Here is a 19374-nt window from a genome sequence, read left to right as displayed (position 1 = left end):
GTACATATAGCCCCGCAAACGTGACCACGCCCGCAGATATTACTTAAATCAGAGCCATAGAGGCCACGCAGGCGAGGCATCAATCTTTACGATCTGTATAAAGACGGATTGTTGATGATGTGTTAAAATTGATGTAAACAAATTGTGAAGTAAATGTGCTTCCGGGGAAAATAAGTGACTTCATTACAACTCTCAATCGTCCATCGTCTACCGCAGAACTTTCGCTGGTCTGCTGGTTTCGCAGGTTCGAAGGTTGAACCGATTCCGCAAAATGGACCGTGCGGTGACAACAGCCTGGTGGCGCTTAAATTGCTTAGCCCGGATGGTGATAATGCATGGTCGGTGATGTACAAACTAAGCCAGGCGTTAAGCGACATCGAAGTTCCGTGTTCGGTGCTGGAGTGTGAAGGTGAGCCGTGCCTGTTTGTAAATCGCCAGGACGAGTTTGCTGCAACATGCCGATTGAAAAATTTTGGTGTGGCAATTGCCGAACCCTTTTCAAACTACAATCCTTTTTAAGCGTCAGCTCAACGCCAGTAGCTGACGCGTATACTCCTGCTGCGGTGCGGCAAACACGCGCGCGCACGGTCCTTGTTCCACTACTTCCCCTTGTCGCAGTACGATAACCTGATGACATAACGCGCGGACAACGTGCAAATCGTGGCTGATAAACAAATAGGCCAGTTGCAGCTTTTGTTGCAATGATTTCAATAGCGTCAATATTTGCGCCTGTACCGTTTTGTCGAGTGATGATGTCGGTTCATCAAGTATGATCAGCGAGGGCTTAAGAATTAATGCCCTGGCAATTGCAATACGTTGTCGCTGACCACCAGAGAACTCCGCCGGATAACGGTGGCGTGTTTCAGGATCTAATCCCACTTCATGCATCACGGCTATCACTTGTTGTTCGCGTTGTGCGGCAGAAAGCGTCGGCTGGTGAACCCGTAAGCCTTCCTCAATAATCTGCAAAACGTTGAGTCGTGGGTTGAGCGAGGAGTTTGGATCCTGAAATACCACCTGAATGCGATGACGAATAGGTAACAGCTGGCGGCGATTTAAATTTTGCAGTGGCTGACCGTCAAAGATGATGCTGCCCTGAGAATTAATCAGTCGCAGCAGCGCCAGTCCCGTCGTACTTTTCCCGGAACCGGACTCGCCCACTAAACCCAGTGTTTCACCCGCTCGTAGCGTAAAACTGATGTTTTTCACCACCACATTATGATCCACAATGCGCTTCAAAATCCCTTTGCGAATGGGGAAGGCAACCTGAAGCTGTTCAACATCCAGCAACGTTGAGGCAGGTTCTGGCAACGGCACTGGATCGCCTGACGGTTCACTGTTGAGTAGCTTTTGTGTGTAAGGATGAGTGGGTGAGGCAAATAGCGTAGCGGCGTAATTTTGCTCGACACAGCGACCGTTTTGCATTACCGCCACGCGGTGGGCCAGTTTTCTGACAATGCTGAGGTTATGAGTAATAAACAGCATGCCCATATTCAGCTCGCCTTGCAGTTCGCGCAACAGCTGTAAAATCTGCGCCTGGACAGAGACGTCCAGTGCGGTGGTCGGTTCATCGGCAATTAATAATTCCGGTCGCGTTAACAGCGCCATCGCAATCATCACCCGCTGGCGTTCGCCGCCGGAGAGCTGATGCGGATAATCTGTCAGCCGTTTTGCCGCCTGGCGGATACCAACGCGATCAAGGCAGTTAAGAATTTCGCCTCGAGCCGCTTCCCGACGCATCCCGCGGTGGAGTGAAAGCACTTCATAAAGCTGTTTTTCCAGGGTATGCAATGGATTTAACGACACCATCGGCTCTTGAAAAATCATGGCGATCTTATTACCGCGTACACCGCGCAACGTTTGATCGCTGGCATGAAGCAGCGATTCGCCACGAAAACGAATATCGCCGGAGAGATATTCAACCGGCGGGGAAGGGAGCAGGCGTAAAATTGACAGCGCGGTAACGCTTTTGCCTGAACCTGACTCACCCACCAGCGCCAGCGTTTCGCCAGCCTCAATCTGTAGTGAAACATCATTGACTACTGTACGTACGGTTTGCTGATGGCGAAAACCCACCGACAAATCTTCAATCGCTAACAGAGTTTGCGTCATGCTACACCGCCTTATTAGGATCAAATGCGTCGCGGACGGCTTCACCAATAAAGATCAGCAAAGACAATAATATCGCCACCGACAAGAAGGCGGTGATCCCAAGCCACGGAGCCTGAAGGTTATTTTTCCCTTGTAATAGCAGTTCACCGAGTGACGGTGAACCGAGCGGCAGACCGAAGCCGAGGAAATCGAGTGAGGTCAGGGTGGTGATCGAACTACATAAAATAAACGGTAAAAAGGTGAGGGTCGCGACCATGGCATTAGGCAACATATGACGCAGGATGATACTGCGATCGCTGACGCCAAGCGCCTGCGCCGCACGAATGTAGTCGAAATTACGAGTACGTAAAAACTCCGCCCGCACCACGCCGACCAGACTCATCCAGCCAAACAAGACAGTAATTGCCAGCAGCCACCAGAAGTTAGGCTGTACGACGCTGGAAAGTAAAATAATCAAAAACAGCGTCGGCATCCCCGACCATACTTCAATAAAGCGTTGTCCCCAGAGATCGACTTTACCGCCGTAATAGCCTTGTAGCGCCCCCGCCAGCACGCCCATCACGCTGGAACAGAGAGTCAGCATCAGGCCAAACAGAACCGAGATCCGCGTGCCATAGAGAATGCGTGCCAGCACATCGCCGCCGTTGGCATCCGTTCCCAGCCAGTTTTGCCGGGAGGGTGGAGAAGGGAAGGGCTTATCGGTAGCAAAGTTGATACTGGTAGCACCAAAGCGAATCGGTGCCCACAGTACCCAGCCGTTATTTTCCAGCCGTTGTTTCAGCCACGGGTCCTGATAATCAGCCTGACTTGCCAGCGGGCCGCCAAAATCGCTTTCGCTGTAGTTTTTCAACAACGGGAAATACCAACTGCCGTCATAACGTACCAGCAATGGTTTATCGTTGGCGATAAGCTCTGAACACAAACTCAAACCAAACAAGACGAGGAAAATCCATAACGACCAGTAGCCGCGACGGTTATGACGAAAACGCGCCCAACGGGCCTGATTGACGGGGCTGAGTCGCGACATTAACGTCCCTCAAAATCAATACGCGGATCAACCAGCGTATAGCTGATATCACTGACAATATTCAGCAGCAGGCCAATCAGGGTGAAAATATACAAGGTACCAAACATTACAGGATAATCGCGCGAGACGGTCGCTTCGTAGCCCAGTAAGCCCAGACCATTGAGTGAAAACATCACCTCAATCAGCAGCGAGCCGGTAAAAAACATGCTGATAAACGTCGCCGGAAAACCGGCAATCACCAGCAGCATGGCGTTGCGGAACACATGTTTCCAGAGAATATTTTTTTCACTTACCCCTTTCGCACGCGCGGTCACCACGTATTGCTTGCGCACTTCATCAAGGAATGAGTTTTTTGTCAGTATGGTCAGCGCCGCAAAGCCACCAATCACCGTCGCCAGCACCGGCAGCGTGATATGCCACAGATAATCGGTGATTTTCTGATACCACGGCAGCGAATCAAAGTTAGCGGAAACCAGGCCGCGTAGAGGGAACAGGTCGAAATAGCTGCCGCCCGCGAAGAAGACAATCAGCAGGATGGCAAACAAAAAGGCCGGAATGGCGTAGCCGATAATGATAAATGCGCTACTCCAGACGTCAAAGCGGCTCCCATTATGAACAGCTTTGCGAATGCCTAACGGAATCGACACCAGATAGATAATCAGCGTGCTCCACAATCCGAGGGTGATGGAAACCGGCAGACTGTCTTTAATCAGCGTCAGCACCGAGGCGCTGCGAAACAGGCTATCACCAAAATCAAAGCGGATGTAGTCCCAGAGCATTTTGAAGTAACGTTCGTGGATCGGCTTATCAAAACCGTAGCGATGAGTGATCTCAGCGATCACTTCTGGATCTAATCCGCGTCCGCCACGGTAATTACTGTCGCTGATATTGCCGACACCCGTTTGCGCATGGCTGGCACGAACACCTTCACCGCCTGCGCCGGGTAATACTCCGGCATTACCAAACTCAATGGCGGCGATGGCCTGGTCGACCGGACCGCCAGGCGCAATTTGCACGATGAAAAAGTTGATGGTGATAATCGCCCATAATGTTGGGATCACCAGCAACAGACGGCGAATCAGGTAAGCGCCCATCTACTCTCCCTGTTGCCTGGCTGACGGCAGTTTGGCCGCTTTATTAACGTCATACCACCAGGTATCGATACCCAGGCTGTAAACAGGGCGTACAGCGGGGTGGGAGAATTTATCCCACCAGGCGAGACGGTCTTCCGCCATGTACCACATTGGCAGCATGTAATAATTCCACGTTAATACGCGATCCAGTGCTCGCCCCAACGGCAATAATTTTTCTTTATTTCCCTGCGCGGCAATAATTTGGTTGATCAGTGAGTCGATAACCGGGCTTTGCACGCCGGGGGCATTATAAGTGGAATTGATATATTCCGATGACCAGGAAATCTGTAAATCGGAACTGGGCCACGGCATCGCCCGCCATAGGCGCGGCATCATGTCATAGTCGCGACTGCGCATGCGGTTGGTGATTTGCGAGTTATCCACCTTGCGAATGTCCATGTTGATACCCAGCCGTTGCAGGCTGTGCTGGAACGGCAATACCCACTGACTATTGCTGCTTGCGGGAAGCAATAATTCAAAGCTGAGTTGCTGACCCGTTGTGGCATTAACGCGTTGCTGACCCTTCAGCACCCAGCCCGCTTCGTTGAGAAGTGTGTCGGCTTTTAACAGGTTGTCACGATCGTAGCCATCGCCTTTAGATACCGGCGGCTGGTAGATTTGTGTGAAGACTTCTGGCGGTAGATCTTTTTTCATTGGTGCCAGAAGCACCAGCTCCGCGGCGTCGGGGTAATTTCTGGCCGCGTATTCGGTATTCTGAAAATAACTGTTCGTGCGACTCCAGGCGTTGTAAAACAACGCCTTGTTCATCCATTCAAAGTCAAAGGCGAGAGTGATTGCTTCCCGGACCCGGCGATCGCTGAATACCGGACGTTGGATATTAAACGCCAGCCAGCGCGTATCCTGGGCTGATTCGTTCTTTTGCTCATCTTTGATGATGTATTTTTTATCGAAATTTTTACCGGTATAACGCGTGGCCCAGTTTTTAGCGTCGTTTTCCATACGCAAATCAAAGGCACCTGCTTTAAACGCTTCAAAGGCGACATTATCATCGAGGTAATAATCGTAGCGAATGGTGTCGAAATTCCAGCGTCCACGGTTTACCGGTAAGTTTGCTGCCCAGTAATCTTTCACACGGGAATAGACAATATTTTGCCCCATTTTCCAGGACGTAACGCGGTACGGACCACTGGCAAGCGGAGGCGTGGCGAGCGGGTCGCTAAGTTTGTGATCCTTCCAGTACTTTTCTGGAAATACCGGCAGCGAAAACAGACTCAGCATATCTTCTTTGCCGGGTTTAGCTAACTCAATGCGCACGGTTAACGGTGCAATGGCTTTGACGGTGGTGCCTTTGTAGACCAGACGAAATTGCGGCACGCCTTCGGTCATAAATTTTTGAAAAGTAAACTCTACATCGCGGGCAGTAATGGGCGAACCATCATGAAAACGGGCGCGCGGATTAATAGCGACCTCCACCCAGGAATAATCGTCAGCATAGCGTGCACTTTCAGCAATCAGCGGGTAATAACTGCCTGGTTCGTCATCGGAAGTCGTAAATAGCGTGTCGTACAACTGCTCGGTGCGTGCGCCCGGGTTGCCGCGCAGTGCATAGCGGTTGAAATTATCGAAGGTACCGAGGGCTGACAACGTTATCTGCCCACCTTTTGGCGCGGCGGGGTTCACATAATCAAAATGGTTGAAATTAAATGCGTACCGGGGTTCGCCCAGCACGGCAAAGGCATAGCTTTCCTTGATAGCCTGCGCCTGCGCACCGAAGGTGAACAGGGCGATAAACAGCAGCAGTATGCGCACAATCATCTGCAACGGATTTCCTTTTACTCATCATTAGCCGCAATCCGGCATGCTTTCACTATGAATAATAAGGGACGTAAGCACACCTTACCACTGCGGCGTATACGGTTTCTTCAGCCAGCGAACAAAATCGTCCAGCGGTAACGGGCGACTAATCCAGTAGCCTTGCATGAAATTAACGCCGGGTTCGCTTAGCCATCGCGCCTGTTCCGGCGTTTCGCCCCCTTCAGCAACCGTCAGCATATTGAGGCGTTTCGCCAGCGTCAGCACCGCGTCAAGTACGGGTGAAGTGATCGTTTCCGTACCGATGGCGTTGATAAATCCACGGTCAATTTTCAGATAATCGAGCGTAAAACGCTCAAGATAGATAAGCGCGCTGTGCCCGGTGCCGAAGTCATCAATAGCAATTTCTACGCCGACCGAGTGCAGCCAGGCGAAGAGTTGTGTGGCTTCTTGCTCTTTCAGCATATCGCGCTCGGTAATTTCCAGCACAATCTGGAAATGGTGTGCGGGCAGGGAAGTGAGCAGTTTCTGGATATCTGCTTTAAAGCTTTCGCTGTGCAGATGGTCCGGCGCAATGTTAATACCAAATTTGACGCCTACTGGCAGCACTTTTTCTAATTCTGCGGCATCGCGGGCAATTAACTCAAACAGGTGCTGAGTCAGCGGCACAATCATCTTTTGCGATTCGGCAAAGTTAATGAAGGCATCCGGGGGAATTTCTCCCGCGACAGGATGCCGCCAGCGTAGCAGTACTTCCAGGCCCGTTACTCGCAAAGCTTGTGTATCCACCACCGGTTGATACGCCACGTAAAATTGTTCGCGCTTGATGGCGGTCATGATTTCTCTGCCGGGGCGCATACGTACGCTCATCAGGTAATAGCAGAGCAGGCCAACGACAGTTCCACTCATGCCGCCCAGTAAAAATGCGTACCACACATCGTTCCATGTCCAGTCATCCGCATAAAGCCGAACGGTCAGAGGAATGCCCGCAATTTTAGTTTCACGGACAGGCATGTCGGTTAATTCATTAACGTTCATCAAACGTGAAGAAAAGGTAGATAGCGCAGTATTGCCAATAATGAGGGCGACGCCATCGTAATCTTCCTGCCGTGAACTATAAAAGAGAGAAGGCGTCAGGTTGAGATTCAGAGCGGCAAACACACCGCTATTTTTCAGCAAAGGGTTGCGATACCAGATGACGATTGCGGGTTTGTTCGGCACCATCGGCGTGCCGGGTAAGATCGCCATATCGACGTTTTTATTAATGTCGAGCGCCGGAATCAATTCATTGAGTGGAATGTCCATCTCACCAGTCGCAGATGAACAGAATGTTTTTTTATCTTTCACCAGCACAAACGTACGGACATTCATGCTAAACGCCGCGCGAGCGGTCAGTTCGGGGTTAGCCTGCTGGCAGGTATCTAAGGTCAGCGGCTGAAGCCGGTCAGTAGTGGATTTCAGGTCGGCAAAATAGGTATCGAGATACTTTTGTACGTCGATAATCAGTGTGTCGTATTTGACTTCGTGCTTATGCCAGGCCACTAAAAACTGAAGGCAGCTAACCAGTATCGCAATCATCACGCCTGCTACAATGCAGGTAAGCAGGAGCTTACGTCCAGAATTGGGAGCGCGTATGAACATGATTCCGTTAATTTCCTGAAATTACGACAACATTTAAAAGATAACAATGACCGGACTATAGCCTGGATCAAGACGCGGAAACATCATTTTCTCTGATGAATGAAAACAAAAAAGCACTACCTAAGCAGTGCTTTCAGTTAACTCGTCAGGATAGCCAAGGGATTGCATCCAAACGGTTTATTAGCTGCGGCTGAGAACTCGGCGTGCTTCGTTGTAACGCTTCTTCCAGTACGGTTCATTCATGCTGGAAATAATAACACCACTGCTGGTGGAAGCATGGACAAACTGATTGTTGCCGATATAAATACCGACATGGCGTCCCGTTGAACCGGCACGGAACAGAACTAAATCACCCGTACGCAAATTACTGCGGGAAACAGATTTACCCATTTCCTGCTGTTCGTAAGTCGAACGCGGAAGTTCTAAGCCAAATTGCTCACGGAATGTACGCTGTACGAAACCAGAACAATCGATACCTTTTTTAGTGCTGCCGCCCAGACGATAACGTACGCCTTTCCAGTCAGCATACTGATCCATAATTCGCGATTTTACGTCGACATTACGAACCAGGTTTTCAAATTCATCCTGAGAAGCTTGCAGTGATGATGTTTCACTACCCACTGCACGTGTCTCAGGATGCATATTCTTTGCGGTGTTATTTGCACTACATGCAGAAAGCAGAACCGCTACTGCAATCGCGGGAATCCCGCGCAAGATATATCTCAAAATCGGTTGAGATTTGACCATGTTGTTTGTTTTCCCTTGAAGTCCTTAACGACAAATATCGTTATAAAAAAATGCCAAGCGACACGAGACTAATTACCTGGGCATGTTGAAACAATTCCTTAAGGCCAAATCTGTGGACTAACGCACAAAATTATATGCTGTGAGGATAATCTACCGCCGAGGCAAAACGAGTTCGAGATTACCCGATTGGTGCGGTCTTGGCGAGCGGTTTTACATGATTTTTTATAAGAAAAAGTGATACAGAAAGTTAATAAGCGGGATTGGTCAATTAAAGTACGATTGAGTGAAACGCATGCAATCCATTCATTTACTTAGAGAATGATTTTTGCGTTCGATAGATGAAAGCACGGTGCGCATCATCAGGATTATCCTCACTATAAAAATAAACCTGATGATGTTAATTACTGTGAGTTATTTGTTTTGGAAATGTTTGTTTTTTCCCGGTAGTGATTTGTCAAAAAAGGTGATTAATCGATCACTTAATGGCGTCAGCAACACCCAGGGCAAACCGATCAATATCACGGTCATCGAACCGACAATGATGTCAGTAAACCAGTGTGCGCCAATCATTACTCTGGGAAACGCAAAAACCACAAAAATAATAAGGGCGATAAGACCTGCAACTTTACCGAAATAACGCCACATGAATGCCGAAAAAATAAGCAGCATCATGCCGTGATCGCCGGGAAAGCTATCTCGTGAGGCATCTTTCGTGGGGACAGAGAGCAGTTCGCTGACGCGGTTAATATTAGTAAACGTCAATGTTGGGCTGGCCCGTTTTACAGGAATTAATGCCTGACCCAGCTGGTTTAATACCACTGCAGTTAATAGCATTACCAGACCAATAATCACGATACGTCGTCTGCCTGGGGCGTTTTCTTTCAGCCAGAAACTCAGCATCAACATTCCCATCGCCAGCAGAGAACAACCGTCGAAAGCGCGATTGTTGGTCAATGCAACCAGCCATAAAAAGGCCTTACTTTCGACCAGTTTCTGATTAAAGAAATAAAAAATATCCGCATCAATCGGCAACCATAATCCATGATTAACGGGAATATACCAGGAAAGAAACAGCGCGAGGCCGACAATATTCAACAACACTATTTGCGGCAAATTTTTAATCATATTTTCTCTAATTATCTTACTGAAAAACGCAGGCAACCTTACGCGGTAGTCGCTAAACGAAGCTTCAACAGCGCGCTCTGCAAGGCATTCCAGTCAGCTTCGCTGCTGGAAATCAGCTCAATACGGCTGTCCGGTGGCGCAACGTTTTGCGTTTCAATGTGCAGGTCATCGCCCTGACGGTTGATTCGTACCAGCCCTTCGGGAATACGCAGCACGCCTTTGACGCGTTCCACCGGTGCAAGTCGCGCCCATTCCAGAATGCCAATGGTGTCGAATACCGTATCAGCGTCGAATATCCAGCCGCAGGCCTGATATCCTTGCCCGCTGTTCAGACTGCGACGCCAGCGTTGATGCTCTGGCAGGCTTAACGCTGCTAACCCTTTTTTCACGACATGCTGATGAGAATGCGCGGCGCTGGCGGGCAACTCGGCTAAATTGCGACGCGGCAAATCCAGAAGATGACCGTCAACTTTCCCATGCTCACTGTGAATTAATTGTCGATCGCCACCATTTTGCTGCCACCAACGCTGTAGCGCTTGCTCACTTTCGGGCGTCGCACGGTCGGATTTATTGGCGACAATGATGTCTGCGGCAGCCAGCTGGTCACGGAAGTTTTCATTGCTGGCGCTTTTTTCGTCCAGCAGCAAGCGTGGATCGAGAATGCACAAGGTGGCGCGCAGATCTATCCACGGTTCATAGACTGGTGCGGTTAACAGATCGAGGATCTGTTTCGGATGGCCCAGCCCGGTCGGCTCTATCAACAAGCGGTCTGGTTTTCCCTGACGCAGTAAGGTATTCAACCCTACCTGCATGGGTAAACCATTAACGCAGCACATGCAGCCGCCGGGGATCTCTTTCAGCAATGCGCCGCTATCGGCGAGCAAAGCACCATCAATTCCGACTTCCCCAAATTCATTAACCAGTACCGTCCATTTTTCGTTGGGATCTTTATGGGCTAACAGATGAAGAATCGACGTGGTTTTCCCGCTGCCGAGAAAACCGGTGATGAGGTTGGTCCTGGTCACAACGGCTCCGCAATACTCTGGTAAGTTAACTGAGCGTTAATCCTGGCTAAAAAAGGCAGAAAAGAGAAGGGGAGAGCGGACGAAGGTGAGCTTCATCCGCTTTAACCGCAGAAATCGTTAAATTTTGAGGGTGTTTAATAGCGCCTGATGTGCGCCGAATTGTACGATTTGTTGCCAGGCTTGTTCGATGGCCTGCACAAAATGCGGGTTATCTGGCAGATCATCACCGAAAACTTCACGCAGGGAAAGCAGGGCGGTTACGCGTTGTTCACTGCTGCTGCCCGCAACAAGTTCGCGAATTTTATCGCTAAGCGGATCGCGAACATCAATGGCATTTCCGGCATCATCAACGCCGCTGACGTAACGCATCCAGCCAGCAACGCCTAATGCCAGCAACGACCAGTCCGTTTCGCGCCCCAGATGTATGCGAATACCTGCCAGCATACGTTGCGGTAATTTCTGGCTACCATTCATTGCGATTTGCCAGGTCTTATGTTTCAGCGCCGGATTAGCAAAACGAGCAATTAACTTGTCCGCATATTGTGTTAAATCGACATCTTTAATTTGTAGTGTCGGCGCTTGCTCATTCAGCATTAATGTTCTGGCGGCATGGCGAAATGCGCGATCCTGCATGCAATCACTGATATGGGCGAATCCTGAAAGGTAACCCAGATAAGCGAGAAAAGAGTGGCTGCCATTAAGCATACGCAGTTTCATCTCTTCCCATGGCAGGACATCATTCACCATTTGTACACCTGCGACTTCCCAGGCAGGACGCCCAGCGACGAAGTTATCTTCCACCACCCACTGGATAAACGGTTCGCAGCTAATCGCGCAGGGATCATTTACCCCCAGATGCTGGCTGATTTCTGCCAGTGATTCGTCGGTTGCAGCCGGAACAATGCGGTCGACCATGGTTCCCGGAAAACTGACGTGTTCTTTTATCCACCCGGCGAGTTCTGGCGAACGTTTTTCTGCCATTCCCAGCACCGCGTTTTTCACCACATGGCCATTGTCGGGAATATTGTCGCAGGAGAGCACGGTAAACGGTGTAAGGCCGCGCTCACGGCGGCGTTTCAGTGCTTCGACGAGAATACCCGGTGCGGAGTGAGGTTCTTCAGGGGTTTGTAGATCGTGAATAATCCGCGGATTACTGGTGTCGAGTGCACCGGTGGCCGGGTCAATACAATAGCCTTTTTCGGTAATCGTCAGGGAAACAATTGCCACCTGTGGCTCGCAAAATTTCTCAATAATTGCCGCTAAGGAATCCAGTTTTGCATTAAGGCATTCGTGAACGGCACCGACAATTATCACCTGATTGCCGTCCGCACCTTTCTCCAGCACGGTATATAAATGGTTCTGTGCGCGGAGCTGGCTCATCAGTTGATCACCGCTGAACAAGCTGATTTCACAGATCCCCCAGTCGCCGCCCTGGGCATTCAGCACACGATCGGTCAGTAACGCCTGATGAGCGCGGTGAAAGGCGCCAAAGCCAAAATGAACGATACGTGATTGCAACTGCTGGCGATCGTAGCGTGGAGCGTGTACATGATGCGGGAGCGTAACGGAGGCAATTGTCTTCATAGGAGTCACGTCTTAGTAACGATAAATTAACAATGACAGTGTAAAGTTATATGACAGCAATTGAAATTGGTCTGGATTGTTAATGCGATGAAGTGTGAGGGCGATCAATCAACGAGTGAAAATTGAGGGCGTAAGGTGTTCAGGAAGCGCAAAATAGAAGATTGGTATAATAAATTAAAAAAGGGGCAGCCTGAGCTATCCCTTTTCTGCATGCGGCTGAAGTTAGTCAGCACGCCCCATATAACGGCGTTCTTCGATATGGATACGAATTTTTTCGCCCGGGCTTAAGTATTCTGGTACCTGAATCACCAGACCAGTGCTCAATGTCGCCGGTTTGTTACGGGCGCTGGCAGATGCCCCTTTGATGCCTGGTGCGGTTTCAACGATTTCCAGATCAACGGTCTGCGGCAGCTCAAGCGCCAGCAGTTGACCGTCCCAGGTCAGCACCTGCATGTCCGGCATGCCGCCCTCTGGCATAAACAGCAACTCTTCTTCAATCTGATCTTTGGTGAAGGTATACGGGGTATAGTCTTCTTTATCCATAAAGACATATTCGTTGCCATCGACATAGGAGAAGTCAACGTAACGGCGGGTCAGCGTCACGGTGTCAACGATATCATCACCTTTGAAACGCTCTTCTACTTTCAGCCCGGTACGGACATCAGAAAAACGCATTTTGTACAGCGTAGCGGCACCGCGGGCAGTGGGCGACTGAATATCAATATCCTTAACCAGCAGCAGTTTGCCGTTGTAATTCAGTACCATACCTTTTTTAATTTCGTTCGCTCTTGGCATCGAAAAATTCCTGTAGTCGAAAATGTCAAAAATATCGCGACAAAGTACTCGCGACGGGCCTTTCGGGCAAGTGGTATTCGCACTTTTGCTGGTGCAAAAAAGGTGGTACTGTGCGCGCTCATCAATCCGGTGGTTAACCTTAAGAGAACAACGTATGGAATGCCGTCCGGGTTGCGGGGCGTGTTGCACTGCCCCTTCAATTTTCAGCCCTATTCCCGGTATGCCAGATGGCAAGCCCGCCAATACGCCCTGCATTCAGCTTGATGAACAGCAACGCTGTAAAATTTTCACCTCGCCACTGCGACCGAAAGTCTGTGCAGGCTTACAAGCCAGCGCTGAAATGTGCGGTAACTCGCGTCAGCAGGCCATGACCTGGCTTATCGATCTGGAAATGCTGACCGCGTCTTAAACATCTTTAGTCCGCAGTAAGCAAAACAGAGTGGCGATAATCATCACCATCGCAAACCAGAACACAGCGTGATAATTCCAGATCTCGGCGACGATGCCCGCCACTGATCCTGCGATGATCCAGCCCACGCGCGACGTGTTGGTATAGAGCGTGGTGGCTGAACCTGCCTGACCGGGCATCAAATCCTGAAAATAGAGCATCCCGATGCCGCCCAGAATGCCAATAAAAATAGCATTTAGCAGCTGCAAGCCCAACAGAATGGCAGGTGAATGCGCCATCAGCATTCCTGCGTAAAAACAGACGCCACCCACGGCAGCAACGCGCATTAAGAAACGCTTACCCAGACGTTTGGCGAAATATCCGGCAATCAACATCGTCGGGATTTCCAGCCCGGCGGCGGTCCCCATCATCACACCGGCCAGTTTCTCGGGAAGATGCAGTTCGTTGATAATAAATAGCGGTATGTTGATGATGTACAGGCTGTTCGAGCCCCACATCAATGTACAAATGACAAACAGCAGTAGCGTATCGCGACGGTTACGGCGCGGCGCTTCAACCGTGCCGGTCGCCAGCGGAAGCTCTTTTTGCATCGACGGTAAAAACAGCCACACCATCACGCCGCAAACAATAAACGCTACCGCTGCGCTCAGATACATTACCGTAAAGCTGAAACCCATCGCTAACGCATAAGCCAGCGGTGGGCCAATGACCCATGCCAGTGAAACCTGAGCGCGTAAAAAAGAGCTGAACATCACCGCCTCACGTCCGGTTTTGTCGGCATGTTCACGGGTAAGGGCAAACATTTGCGGGTTAGCGGTCGAGCCAAAGCTGCTAAGAAAGACGCCAACGAATAGCAAAACAAAGTAGTTGCGATTCCAGGCAAAAAGGGTGCAGGCCAGCACGCCTAACAGGCAGCAAAAGACAATCAGCGATTTGCGATCGCCGCGCTTATCAGAGCGCCCAGCGAGAAACTGACTTACCAGAATCCCAATGACAGCGCTGCCGGTAAAGAAGAATCCCACCATCGCCGGACGGGCATGTACTTCATCGGTAAGGAAAATACTGAGTGTCGGGGTTTGCAGAGCACCCGCAATACCGGTGAGAAAGGCAACGATTAAAAACGCCGTCGAGGTCAGGTCAAACGATTTCGCGCTGGAGACTGCGGGGGAGTTATGCATGCAGGTCTATCACTGGAAGAGGAAGACGCGGAGTTTACGCTGCTTGTCAGAAAATAAACAGACAGCGAAATCAAAAGCGCCACGAATAATCAAAATGCCATTTCACTGTTGCTGATTGGCTGCTGACGCTGCTGAAATGAAATTGCTGATAACGGATTTTCCCATCAGCAATTAGGAAAAATGACAAAAAAATGTGCAGCACATCAAACTTTTGCTCATAACTTTACGGCTTTCCTTGCGTGCTGAAACAGAAGTATTATGCTTTCTTGAAACGTTTCAGCGCGATCTTGTCTTTAACCCTAAGCCAGGTTGGCGCTTTTTTTCTCATAGAGGCTGAATCGTTTCAATTCAGCAAGAGAGGAGAACTATGTTCCAGTTATCCGTACAGGACATCCATCCGGGCGAAAAGGCCGGAGACAAAGAAGAGGCGATTCGCCAGGTCGCTGCGGCGCTGGTGCAGGCCGGTAATGTAGCAGAAGGCTACGTCAATGGCATGCTGGCGCGCGAACAGCAAACCTCAACGTTCCTCGGCAATGGTATTGCTATTCCACACGGCACTACCGACACCCGCGATCAGGTGCTGAAAACCGGCGTTCAGGTATTTCAGTTCCCGGAAGGCGTCACCTGGGGTGACGGTCAGGTAGCGTACGTGGCAATCGGTATTGCTGCCAGCTCGGATGAACATCTGGGCCTGCTACGCCAGCTGACCCACGTACTGAGCGATGATTCCGTTGCTGAACAACTGAAGTCAGCAACAACAGCAGAAGAACTTCGCGCATTACTGATGGGCGAAAAGCAGAGTGAGCAGCTGAAGCTCGACAACGAAATGCTGACGCTGGATATCGTCGCCAGCGATCTGCTGACTCTTCAGGCGCTGAACGCTGCGCGTCTGAAAGAGGCGGGGGCAGTTGACGCCACTTTCGTCACCAAAGCCATCAATGAACAACCGCTGAATCTCGGACAGGGTATCTGGCTGAGCGATAGCGCCGAAGGCAATCTGCGTAGCGCGATTGCGGTAAGCCGTGCGGCAAATGCTTTTGCTGTGGACGGCGAAACGGCAGCCATGCTGGTGAGTGTGGCGATGAATGACGATCAGCCCATCGCGGTTCTTAAGCGTCTCGCTGATTTATTGCTCGACAATAAAGCTGACCGCTTGCTGAAAGCAGATGCGGCAACGTTGCTGGCGCTGCTGACCAGCGATGATGCGCCGACCGACGACGTGTTAAGCGCGGAGTTTGTGGTGCGCAATGAACACGGCCTGCATGCTCGTCCAGGTACCATGCTGGTCAATACCATTAAACAATTTAACAGTGATATTACCGTGACAAACCTTGATGGCACCGGCAAACCGGCAAACGGACGTAGTCTGATGAAAGTTGTGGCACTTGGCGTTAAGAAAGGTCATCGCCTACGCTTTACCGCCCAGGGTGCAGATGCTGAACAGGCGCTGAAAGCCATTGGCGACGCTATCGCTGCTGGTCTTGGGGAGGGCGCATAATGAGCAGACGTGTTGCTACGATCACCCTTAATCCGGCTTATGACCTTGTTGGTTTCTGCCCGGAAATTGAACGCGGCGAAGTGAACCTGGTGAAAACCACCGGTCTGCATGCGGCGGGTAAAGGCATCAACGTGGCCAAAGTATTAAAAGACCTGGGAATTGATGTCACCGTTGGCGGCTTCCTGGGTAAAGACAATCAGGATGGTTTTCAGCAACTGTTCAGCGAGCTGGGCATTGCCAACCGTTTCCAGGTTGTACAGGGGCGCACCCGAATTAACGTTAAGCTGACGGAAAAAGACGGCGAAGTGACCGACTTCAACTTCTCGGGTTTTGAAGTCACCCCCGCCGACTGGGAACGCTTTGTGACTGATTCTCTGAGCTGGCTCGGTCAGTTCGATATGGTCTGTGTCAGCGGAAGCTTACCGTCAGGCGTCAGCCCGGAAGCGTTCACCGACTGGATGACTCGCCTGCGTAGTCAGTGTCCTTGCATTATCTTTGATAGTAGCCGTGAAGCGTTAGTAGCAGGTTTGAAAGCGGCACCGTGGCTGGTGAAACCTAACCGCCGCGAGTTGGAAATTTGGGCAGGCCGTAAACTGCCTGAAATGAAAGATGTGATTGAAGCTGCACATGCGCTACGTGAACAAGGTATTGCGCATGTTGTTATTTCACTGGGTGCCGAAGGCGCGCTTTGGGTTAATGCCTCCGGCGAATGGATCGCCAAACCACCGTCAGTCGATGTCGTAAGCACCGTTGGCGCAGGGGATTCTATGGTTGGTGGCCTGATTTATGGCTTGCTGATGCGTGAATCCAGTGAACACACACTGCGTCTGGCGACAGCTGTTGCAGCCCTGGCGGTAAGTCAAAGCAATGTGGGTATTACCGATCGTCCGCAGTTGGCCGCAATGATGGCGCGCGTCGACTTACAACCTTTTAACTGACAGCAGGAGAGGCATAATGAAAACGCTGCTGATTATTGACGCTAATCTCGGTCAGGCACGCGCCTATATGGCGAAGACCCTGCTGGGCGCGGTGGCGCGAAAAGCAAAACTGGAAATCATCGACAATCCGAACGACGCAGAAATGGCGATTGTTCTCGGTGATTCCATCCCGAATGACAGCGCGCTGAACGGTAAAAATGTCTGGCTGGGTGATATTTCCCGGGCAGTTGCGCACCCTGAGCTGTTCCTGAGTGAAGCCAAAGGCCATGCGAAACCTTACACTGCGCCGGTCGCTGCGACAGCACCGGTTGCTGCCAGCGGTCCGAAACGCGTAGTTGCGGTGACTGCTTGCCCGACTGGCGTAGCACACACCTTTATGGCGGCTGAAGCCATTGAAACCGAAGCGAAAAAACGTGGCTGGTGGGTGAAAGTTGAAACCCGTGGTTCTGTTGGCGCGGGCAATGCAATCACCCCTGAAGAAGTCGCAGCAGCGGATCTGGTGATTGTGGCGGCAGATATCGAAGTGGATCTGGCGAAATTTGCTGGTAAACCGATGTATCGTACCTCTACCGGTCTGGCGCTGAAGAAAACCGCGCAGGAACTGGATAAAGCGGTTGCTGAAGCAACGCCGTATGAACCGGCGGGCAAAGCTCAAACGGCGACCACTGAAGGTAAGAAAGAGAGTGCAGGCGCTTACCGTCACTTGCTGACAGGCGTCTCTTATATGCTGCCGATGGTCGTCGCAGGTGGTCTGTGTATCGCGCTTTCTTTTGCTTTTGGTATCGAAGCGTTTAAAGAGCCGGGTACGTTGGCAGCGGCGCTGATGCAGATTGGCGGTGGTTCAGCCTTTGCGCTGATGGTGCCGGTACTGGCAGGTTATATTGCCTTCTCCATTGCCGATCGTCCGGGCCTCACGCCGGGTCTGATTGGCGGTATGCTGGCGGTCAGCACCGGTTCTGGCTTTATTGGCGGTATAATTGCTGGCTTCCTGGCTGGTTACATTGCGAAGTTAATCAGTACGCAACTGAAACTGCCACAGAGTATGGAGGCGCTGAAACCGATCCTGATCATTCCGCTAATTTCCAGTCTGGTGGTCGGTCTGGCGATGATCTACCTGATCGGTAAACCAGTTGCTGGCATTCTCGAAGGGCTGACTCACTGGCTGCAGACCATGGGGACTGCGAATGCGGTTCTGCTGGGGGCGATCCTCGGTGGCATGATGTGTACTGACATGGGCGGTCCGGTAAACAAAGCAGCGTACGCATTCGGTGTGGGTCTGCTGAGTACTCAAACCTATGGCCCGATGGCGGCGATTATGGCGGCAGGTATGGTGCCACCGCTGGCAATGGGTCTGGCAACAATGGTGGCGCGTCGCAAATTCGACAAAGCGCAGCAGGAAGGTGGCAAAGCCGCTCTGGTATTGGGACTGTGCTTCATTTCGGAAGGTGCAATTCCGTTTGCTGCTCGTGATCCGATGCGTGTGCTGCCGTGCTGTATCGTGGGTGGGGCGCTGACTGGCGCAATCTCAATGGCGATTGGTGCGAAACTGATGGCACCGCACGGTGGTCTGTTTGTTCTGCTGATCCCTGGCGCTATTACGCCGGTACTGGGTTACCTGGTAGCAATTATTGCCGGTACGCTGGTGGCGGGTTTGGCCTATGCCTTCCTGAAACGTCCGGAAGTGGACGCAGTAGCGAAAGCAGCGTAATAAAAGGTGTGTTACAGGGCAGAAATTTCCTGCCCTGTAACATTTGATGAGCGCAAAGAGAATGACCGGTTTGTGAATGTAATTTTATGAATTTAAATGGTTTTATCTTTCAGTAGAAACTTGAAACGTTCATCAAACACTAAGGTTATTTCCTCAAGGGCAGATTATTTTCTGCCTTTTTTATTGTTCCCGTTCTGTGCATCCCGTCACAAATTCCTCGCTTTTGTAATTCAGGCATTTAATCGCATTTTGTGAGCCTGCTCAAATCTGCCCATTTTGCCTCTCTGGCGGTAATTTACTTTACGTAAAACATGCATGCTATGAGCACATGTTTAAATATGAACACATGTTTAAACCGTCTTTGCAGTATCTATATTCTTGTGGATTGACAGGGTTGGTAATTTTTTACCAGAGGATGTGCTATGCGCGAAAAGGATTATGTCGTAATTATAGGCTCGGCGGGTAATGCTGCCAACTTACTGATTTAGTGTATGATGGTGATTTTAAGGTGCTTGCGTGGCTTCCATTTCCATCAGATGTCCTTCCTGCTCCGCTACTGAAGGCGTGGTGCGTAACGGCAAAAGCACTGCCGGACATCAGCGCTATCTCTGCTCTCATTGCCGTAAAACATGGCAACTACAGTTCACTTACACCGCCTCTCAGCCCGGTACGCACCAGAAA

17 protein-coding genes are annotated in these 19374 nt (G+C 50.7%); 6 read left to right on the top strand and 11 right to left on the bottom strand.

Features of this window, described 5'->3' with window-relative positions; translation table 11 throughout:
• Positions 1-174: 174 nt before the first annotated feature.
• Positions 175-519: a YejG family protein gene (locus BHE85_RS15310; RefSeq protein WP_000202791.1), complete on the top strand. Its 345-nt coding sequence runs from the start codon at positions 175-177 to the stop codon at positions 517-519.
• A gap of 3 nt (positions 520-522) precedes the next feature.
• Here the strand turns inward: BHE85_RS15310 and yejF are convergent, their stop codons facing one another.
• The 10 genes from yejF to yeiP form a co-directional block, all read right to left on the bottom strand.
• Positions 523-2112 carry a microcin C ABC transporter ATP-binding protein YejF gene (gene yejF / locus BHE85_RS15305; RefSeq protein WP_000194880.1) on the bottom strand — a complete coding sequence of 530 codons (1590 nt, stop codon included), beginning with the start codon at positions 2110-2112 and terminating at the stop codon, positions 523-525.
• Between the two features lies 1 nt (position 2113).
• A complete protein-coding gene (locus BHE85_RS15300) occupies positions 2114-3139 on the bottom strand; it encodes an ABC transporter permease (protein WP_000088916.1) in 1026 nt (341 codons plus the stop codon).
• Positions 3139-4233, bottom strand: a complete 1095-nt coding sequence (locus BHE85_RS15295; RefSeq protein ID WP_000501594.1) for a microcin C ABC transporter permease YejB — start codon at positions 4231-4233, stop codon at positions 3139-3141. Before BHE85_RS15295 ends, BHE85_RS15300 begins: the two co-directional genes overlap by 1 nt.
• On the bottom strand, positions 4234-6048 hold the full coding sequence (locus BHE85_RS15290; protein WP_005005170.1) for an extracellular solute-binding protein: 1815 nt from the start codon (positions 6046-6048) through the stop codon (positions 4234-4236).
• An 81-nt stretch (positions 6049-6129) separates the two neighbouring features.
• Complete coding sequence (locus BHE85_RS15285) at positions 6130-7686, bottom strand: cyclic di-GMP phosphodiesterase (protein ID WP_000470571.1); 1557 nt, start codon at positions 7684-7686, stop codon at positions 6130-6132.
• Between the two features lie 180 nt (positions 7687-7866).
• Complete coding sequence (mepS, locus tag BHE85_RS15280) at positions 7867-8433, bottom strand: bifunctional murein DD-endopeptidase/murein LD-carboxypeptidase (RefSeq protein WP_000241011.1); 567 nt, start codon at positions 8431-8433, stop codon at positions 7867-7869.
• Positions 8434-8844: 411 nt separating this feature from the next.
• Complete coding sequence (gene lpxT / locus BHE85_RS15275) at positions 8845-9558, bottom strand: Kdo(2)-lipid A phosphotransferase (protein WP_004984895.1); 714 nt, start codon at positions 9556-9558, stop codon at positions 8845-8847.
• 38 nt (positions 9559-9596) lie between these two features.
• Complete coding sequence (gene yeiR, locus BHE85_RS15270; RefSeq protein WP_000198838.1) at positions 9597-10583, bottom strand: zinc-binding GTPase YeiR; 987 nt, start codon at positions 10581-10583, stop codon at positions 9597-9599.
• Positions 10584-10700: 117 nt separating this feature from the next.
• Positions 10701-12167, bottom strand: coding sequence for a mannitol dehydrogenase family protein (locus tag BHE85_RS15265; RefSeq protein ID WP_000848217.1), 1467 nt, complete (start codon positions 12165-12167; stop codon positions 10701-10703).
• Between the two features lie 222 nt (positions 12168-12389).
• Complete coding sequence (gene yeiP, locus BHE85_RS15260; protein ID WP_001136827.1) at positions 12390-12962, bottom strand: elongation factor P-like protein YeiP; 573 nt, start codon at positions 12960-12962, stop codon at positions 12390-12392.
• Positions 12963-13116: 154 nt separating this feature from the next.
• Here yeiP and BHE85_RS15255 point away from each other — a divergent pair, with 154 nt between their 5' ends.
• Positions 13117-13371, top strand: a complete 255-nt coding sequence (locus tag BHE85_RS15255) for a YkgJ family cysteine cluster protein (RefSeq protein ID WP_024257979.1) — start codon at positions 13117-13119, stop codon at positions 13369-13371.
• Here BHE85_RS15255 and setB read toward each other — a convergent pair.
• On the bottom strand, positions 13368-14549 hold the full coding sequence (setB, locus tag BHE85_RS15250) for a sugar efflux transporter SetB (RefSeq protein ID WP_039064188.1): 1182 nt from the start codon (positions 14547-14549) through the stop codon (positions 13368-13370). The genes BHE85_RS15255 and setB overlap by 4 nt on opposite strands.
• A 367-nt stretch (positions 14550-14916) precedes the next feature.
• Here setB and fruB point away from each other — a divergent pair, with 367 nt between their 5' ends.
• From fruB to BHE85_RS15230, 4 genes are all read left to right on the top strand, one after another.
• Positions 14917-16047 carry a fused PTS fructose transporter subunit IIA/HPr protein gene (gene fruB, locus BHE85_RS15245; RefSeq protein ID WP_000487242.1) on the top strand — a complete coding sequence of 377 codons (1131 nt, stop codon included), beginning with the start codon at positions 14917-14919 and terminating at the stop codon, positions 16045-16047.
• A complete protein-coding gene (gene fruK / locus BHE85_RS15240; RefSeq protein WP_000091263.1) occupies positions 16047-16985 on the top strand; it encodes a 1-phosphofructokinase in 939 nt (312 codons plus the stop codon). The genes fruB and fruK overlap by 1 nt, the downstream gene beginning before the upstream one ends.
• A 16-nt stretch (positions 16986-17001) precedes the next feature.
• The gene (fruA, locus tag BHE85_RS15235) at positions 17002-18693 is read left to right on the top strand and encodes a PTS fructose transporter subunit IIBC (RefSeq protein ID WP_000854487.1); all 1692 of its coding nucleotides are present in this window, start codon (positions 17002-17004) and stop codon (positions 18691-18693) included.
• Between the two features lie 516 nt (positions 18694-19209).
• On the top strand, positions 19210-19374 hold a 165-nt coding region (locus tag BHE85_RS15230), incomplete at its 3' end, for an IS1 family transposase (RefSeq protein WP_047664789.1).

It is taken from the genome of Shigella sp. FC1567, assembly GCF_001743015.1.
Lineage (GTDB): Bacteria > Pseudomonadota > Gammaproteobacteria > Enterobacterales > Enterobacteriaceae > Escherichia > Escherichia coli.
Note: the sequence above shows the minus strand (reverse complement) of the source record. Positions and strands in the feature narration are given on the sequence as shown.

Coding starts and splice junctions, on each gene's coding strand:
- yejF (WP_000194880.1), bottom strand. CDS start 2,112: ATGACGCAAACTCTGTTAGCGATTGAAGATTTGTCGGTGGGTTTTCGC.
- BHE85_RS15300 (WP_000088916.1), bottom strand. CDS start 3,139: ATGTCGCGACTCAGCCCCGTCAATCAGGCCCGTTGGGCGCGTTTTCGT.
- BHE85_RS15295 (WP_000501594.1), bottom strand. CDS start 4,233: ATGGGCGCTTACCTGATTCGCCGTCTGTTGCTGGTGATCCCAACATTA.
- BHE85_RS15290 (WP_005005170.1), bottom strand. CDS start 6,048: ATGATTGTGCGCATACTGCTGCTGTTTATCGCCCTGTTCACCTTCGGT.
- BHE85_RS15285 (WP_000470571.1), bottom strand. CDS start 7,686: ATGTTCATACGCGCTCCCAATTCTGGACGTAAGCTCCTGCTTACCTGC.
- mepS (WP_000241011.1), bottom strand. CDS start 8,433: ATGGTCAAATCTCAACCGATTTTGAGATATATCTTGCGCGGGATTCCC.
- lpxT (WP_004984895.1), bottom strand. CDS start 9,558: ATGATTAAAAATTTGCCGCAAATAGTGTTGTTGAATATTGTCGGCCTC.
- BHE85_RS15265 (WP_000848217.1), bottom strand. CDS start 12,167: ATGAAGACAATTGCCTCCGTTACGCTCCCGCATCATGTACACGCTCCA.
- yeiP (WP_001136827.1), bottom strand. CDS start 12,962: ATGCCAAGAGCGAACGAAATTAAAAAAGGTATGGTACTGAATTACAAC.
- BHE85_RS15255 (WP_024257979.1), top strand. CDS start 13,117: ATGGAATGCCGTCCGGGTTGCGGGGCGTGTTGCACTGCCCCTTCAATT.
- setB (WP_039064188.1), bottom strand. CDS start 14,549: ATGCATAACTCCCCCGCAGTCTCCAGCGCGAAATCGTTTGACCTGACC.
- fruB (WP_000487242.1), top strand. CDS start 14,917: ATGTTCCAGTTATCCGTACAGGACATCCATCCGGGCGAAAAGGCCGGA.
- fruK (WP_000091263.1), top strand. CDS start 16,047: ATGAGCAGACGTGTTGCTACGATCACCCTTAATCCGGCTTATGACCTT.
- fruA (WP_000854487.1), top strand. CDS start 17,002: ATGAAAACGCTGCTGATTATTGACGCTAATCTCGGTCAGGCACGCGCC.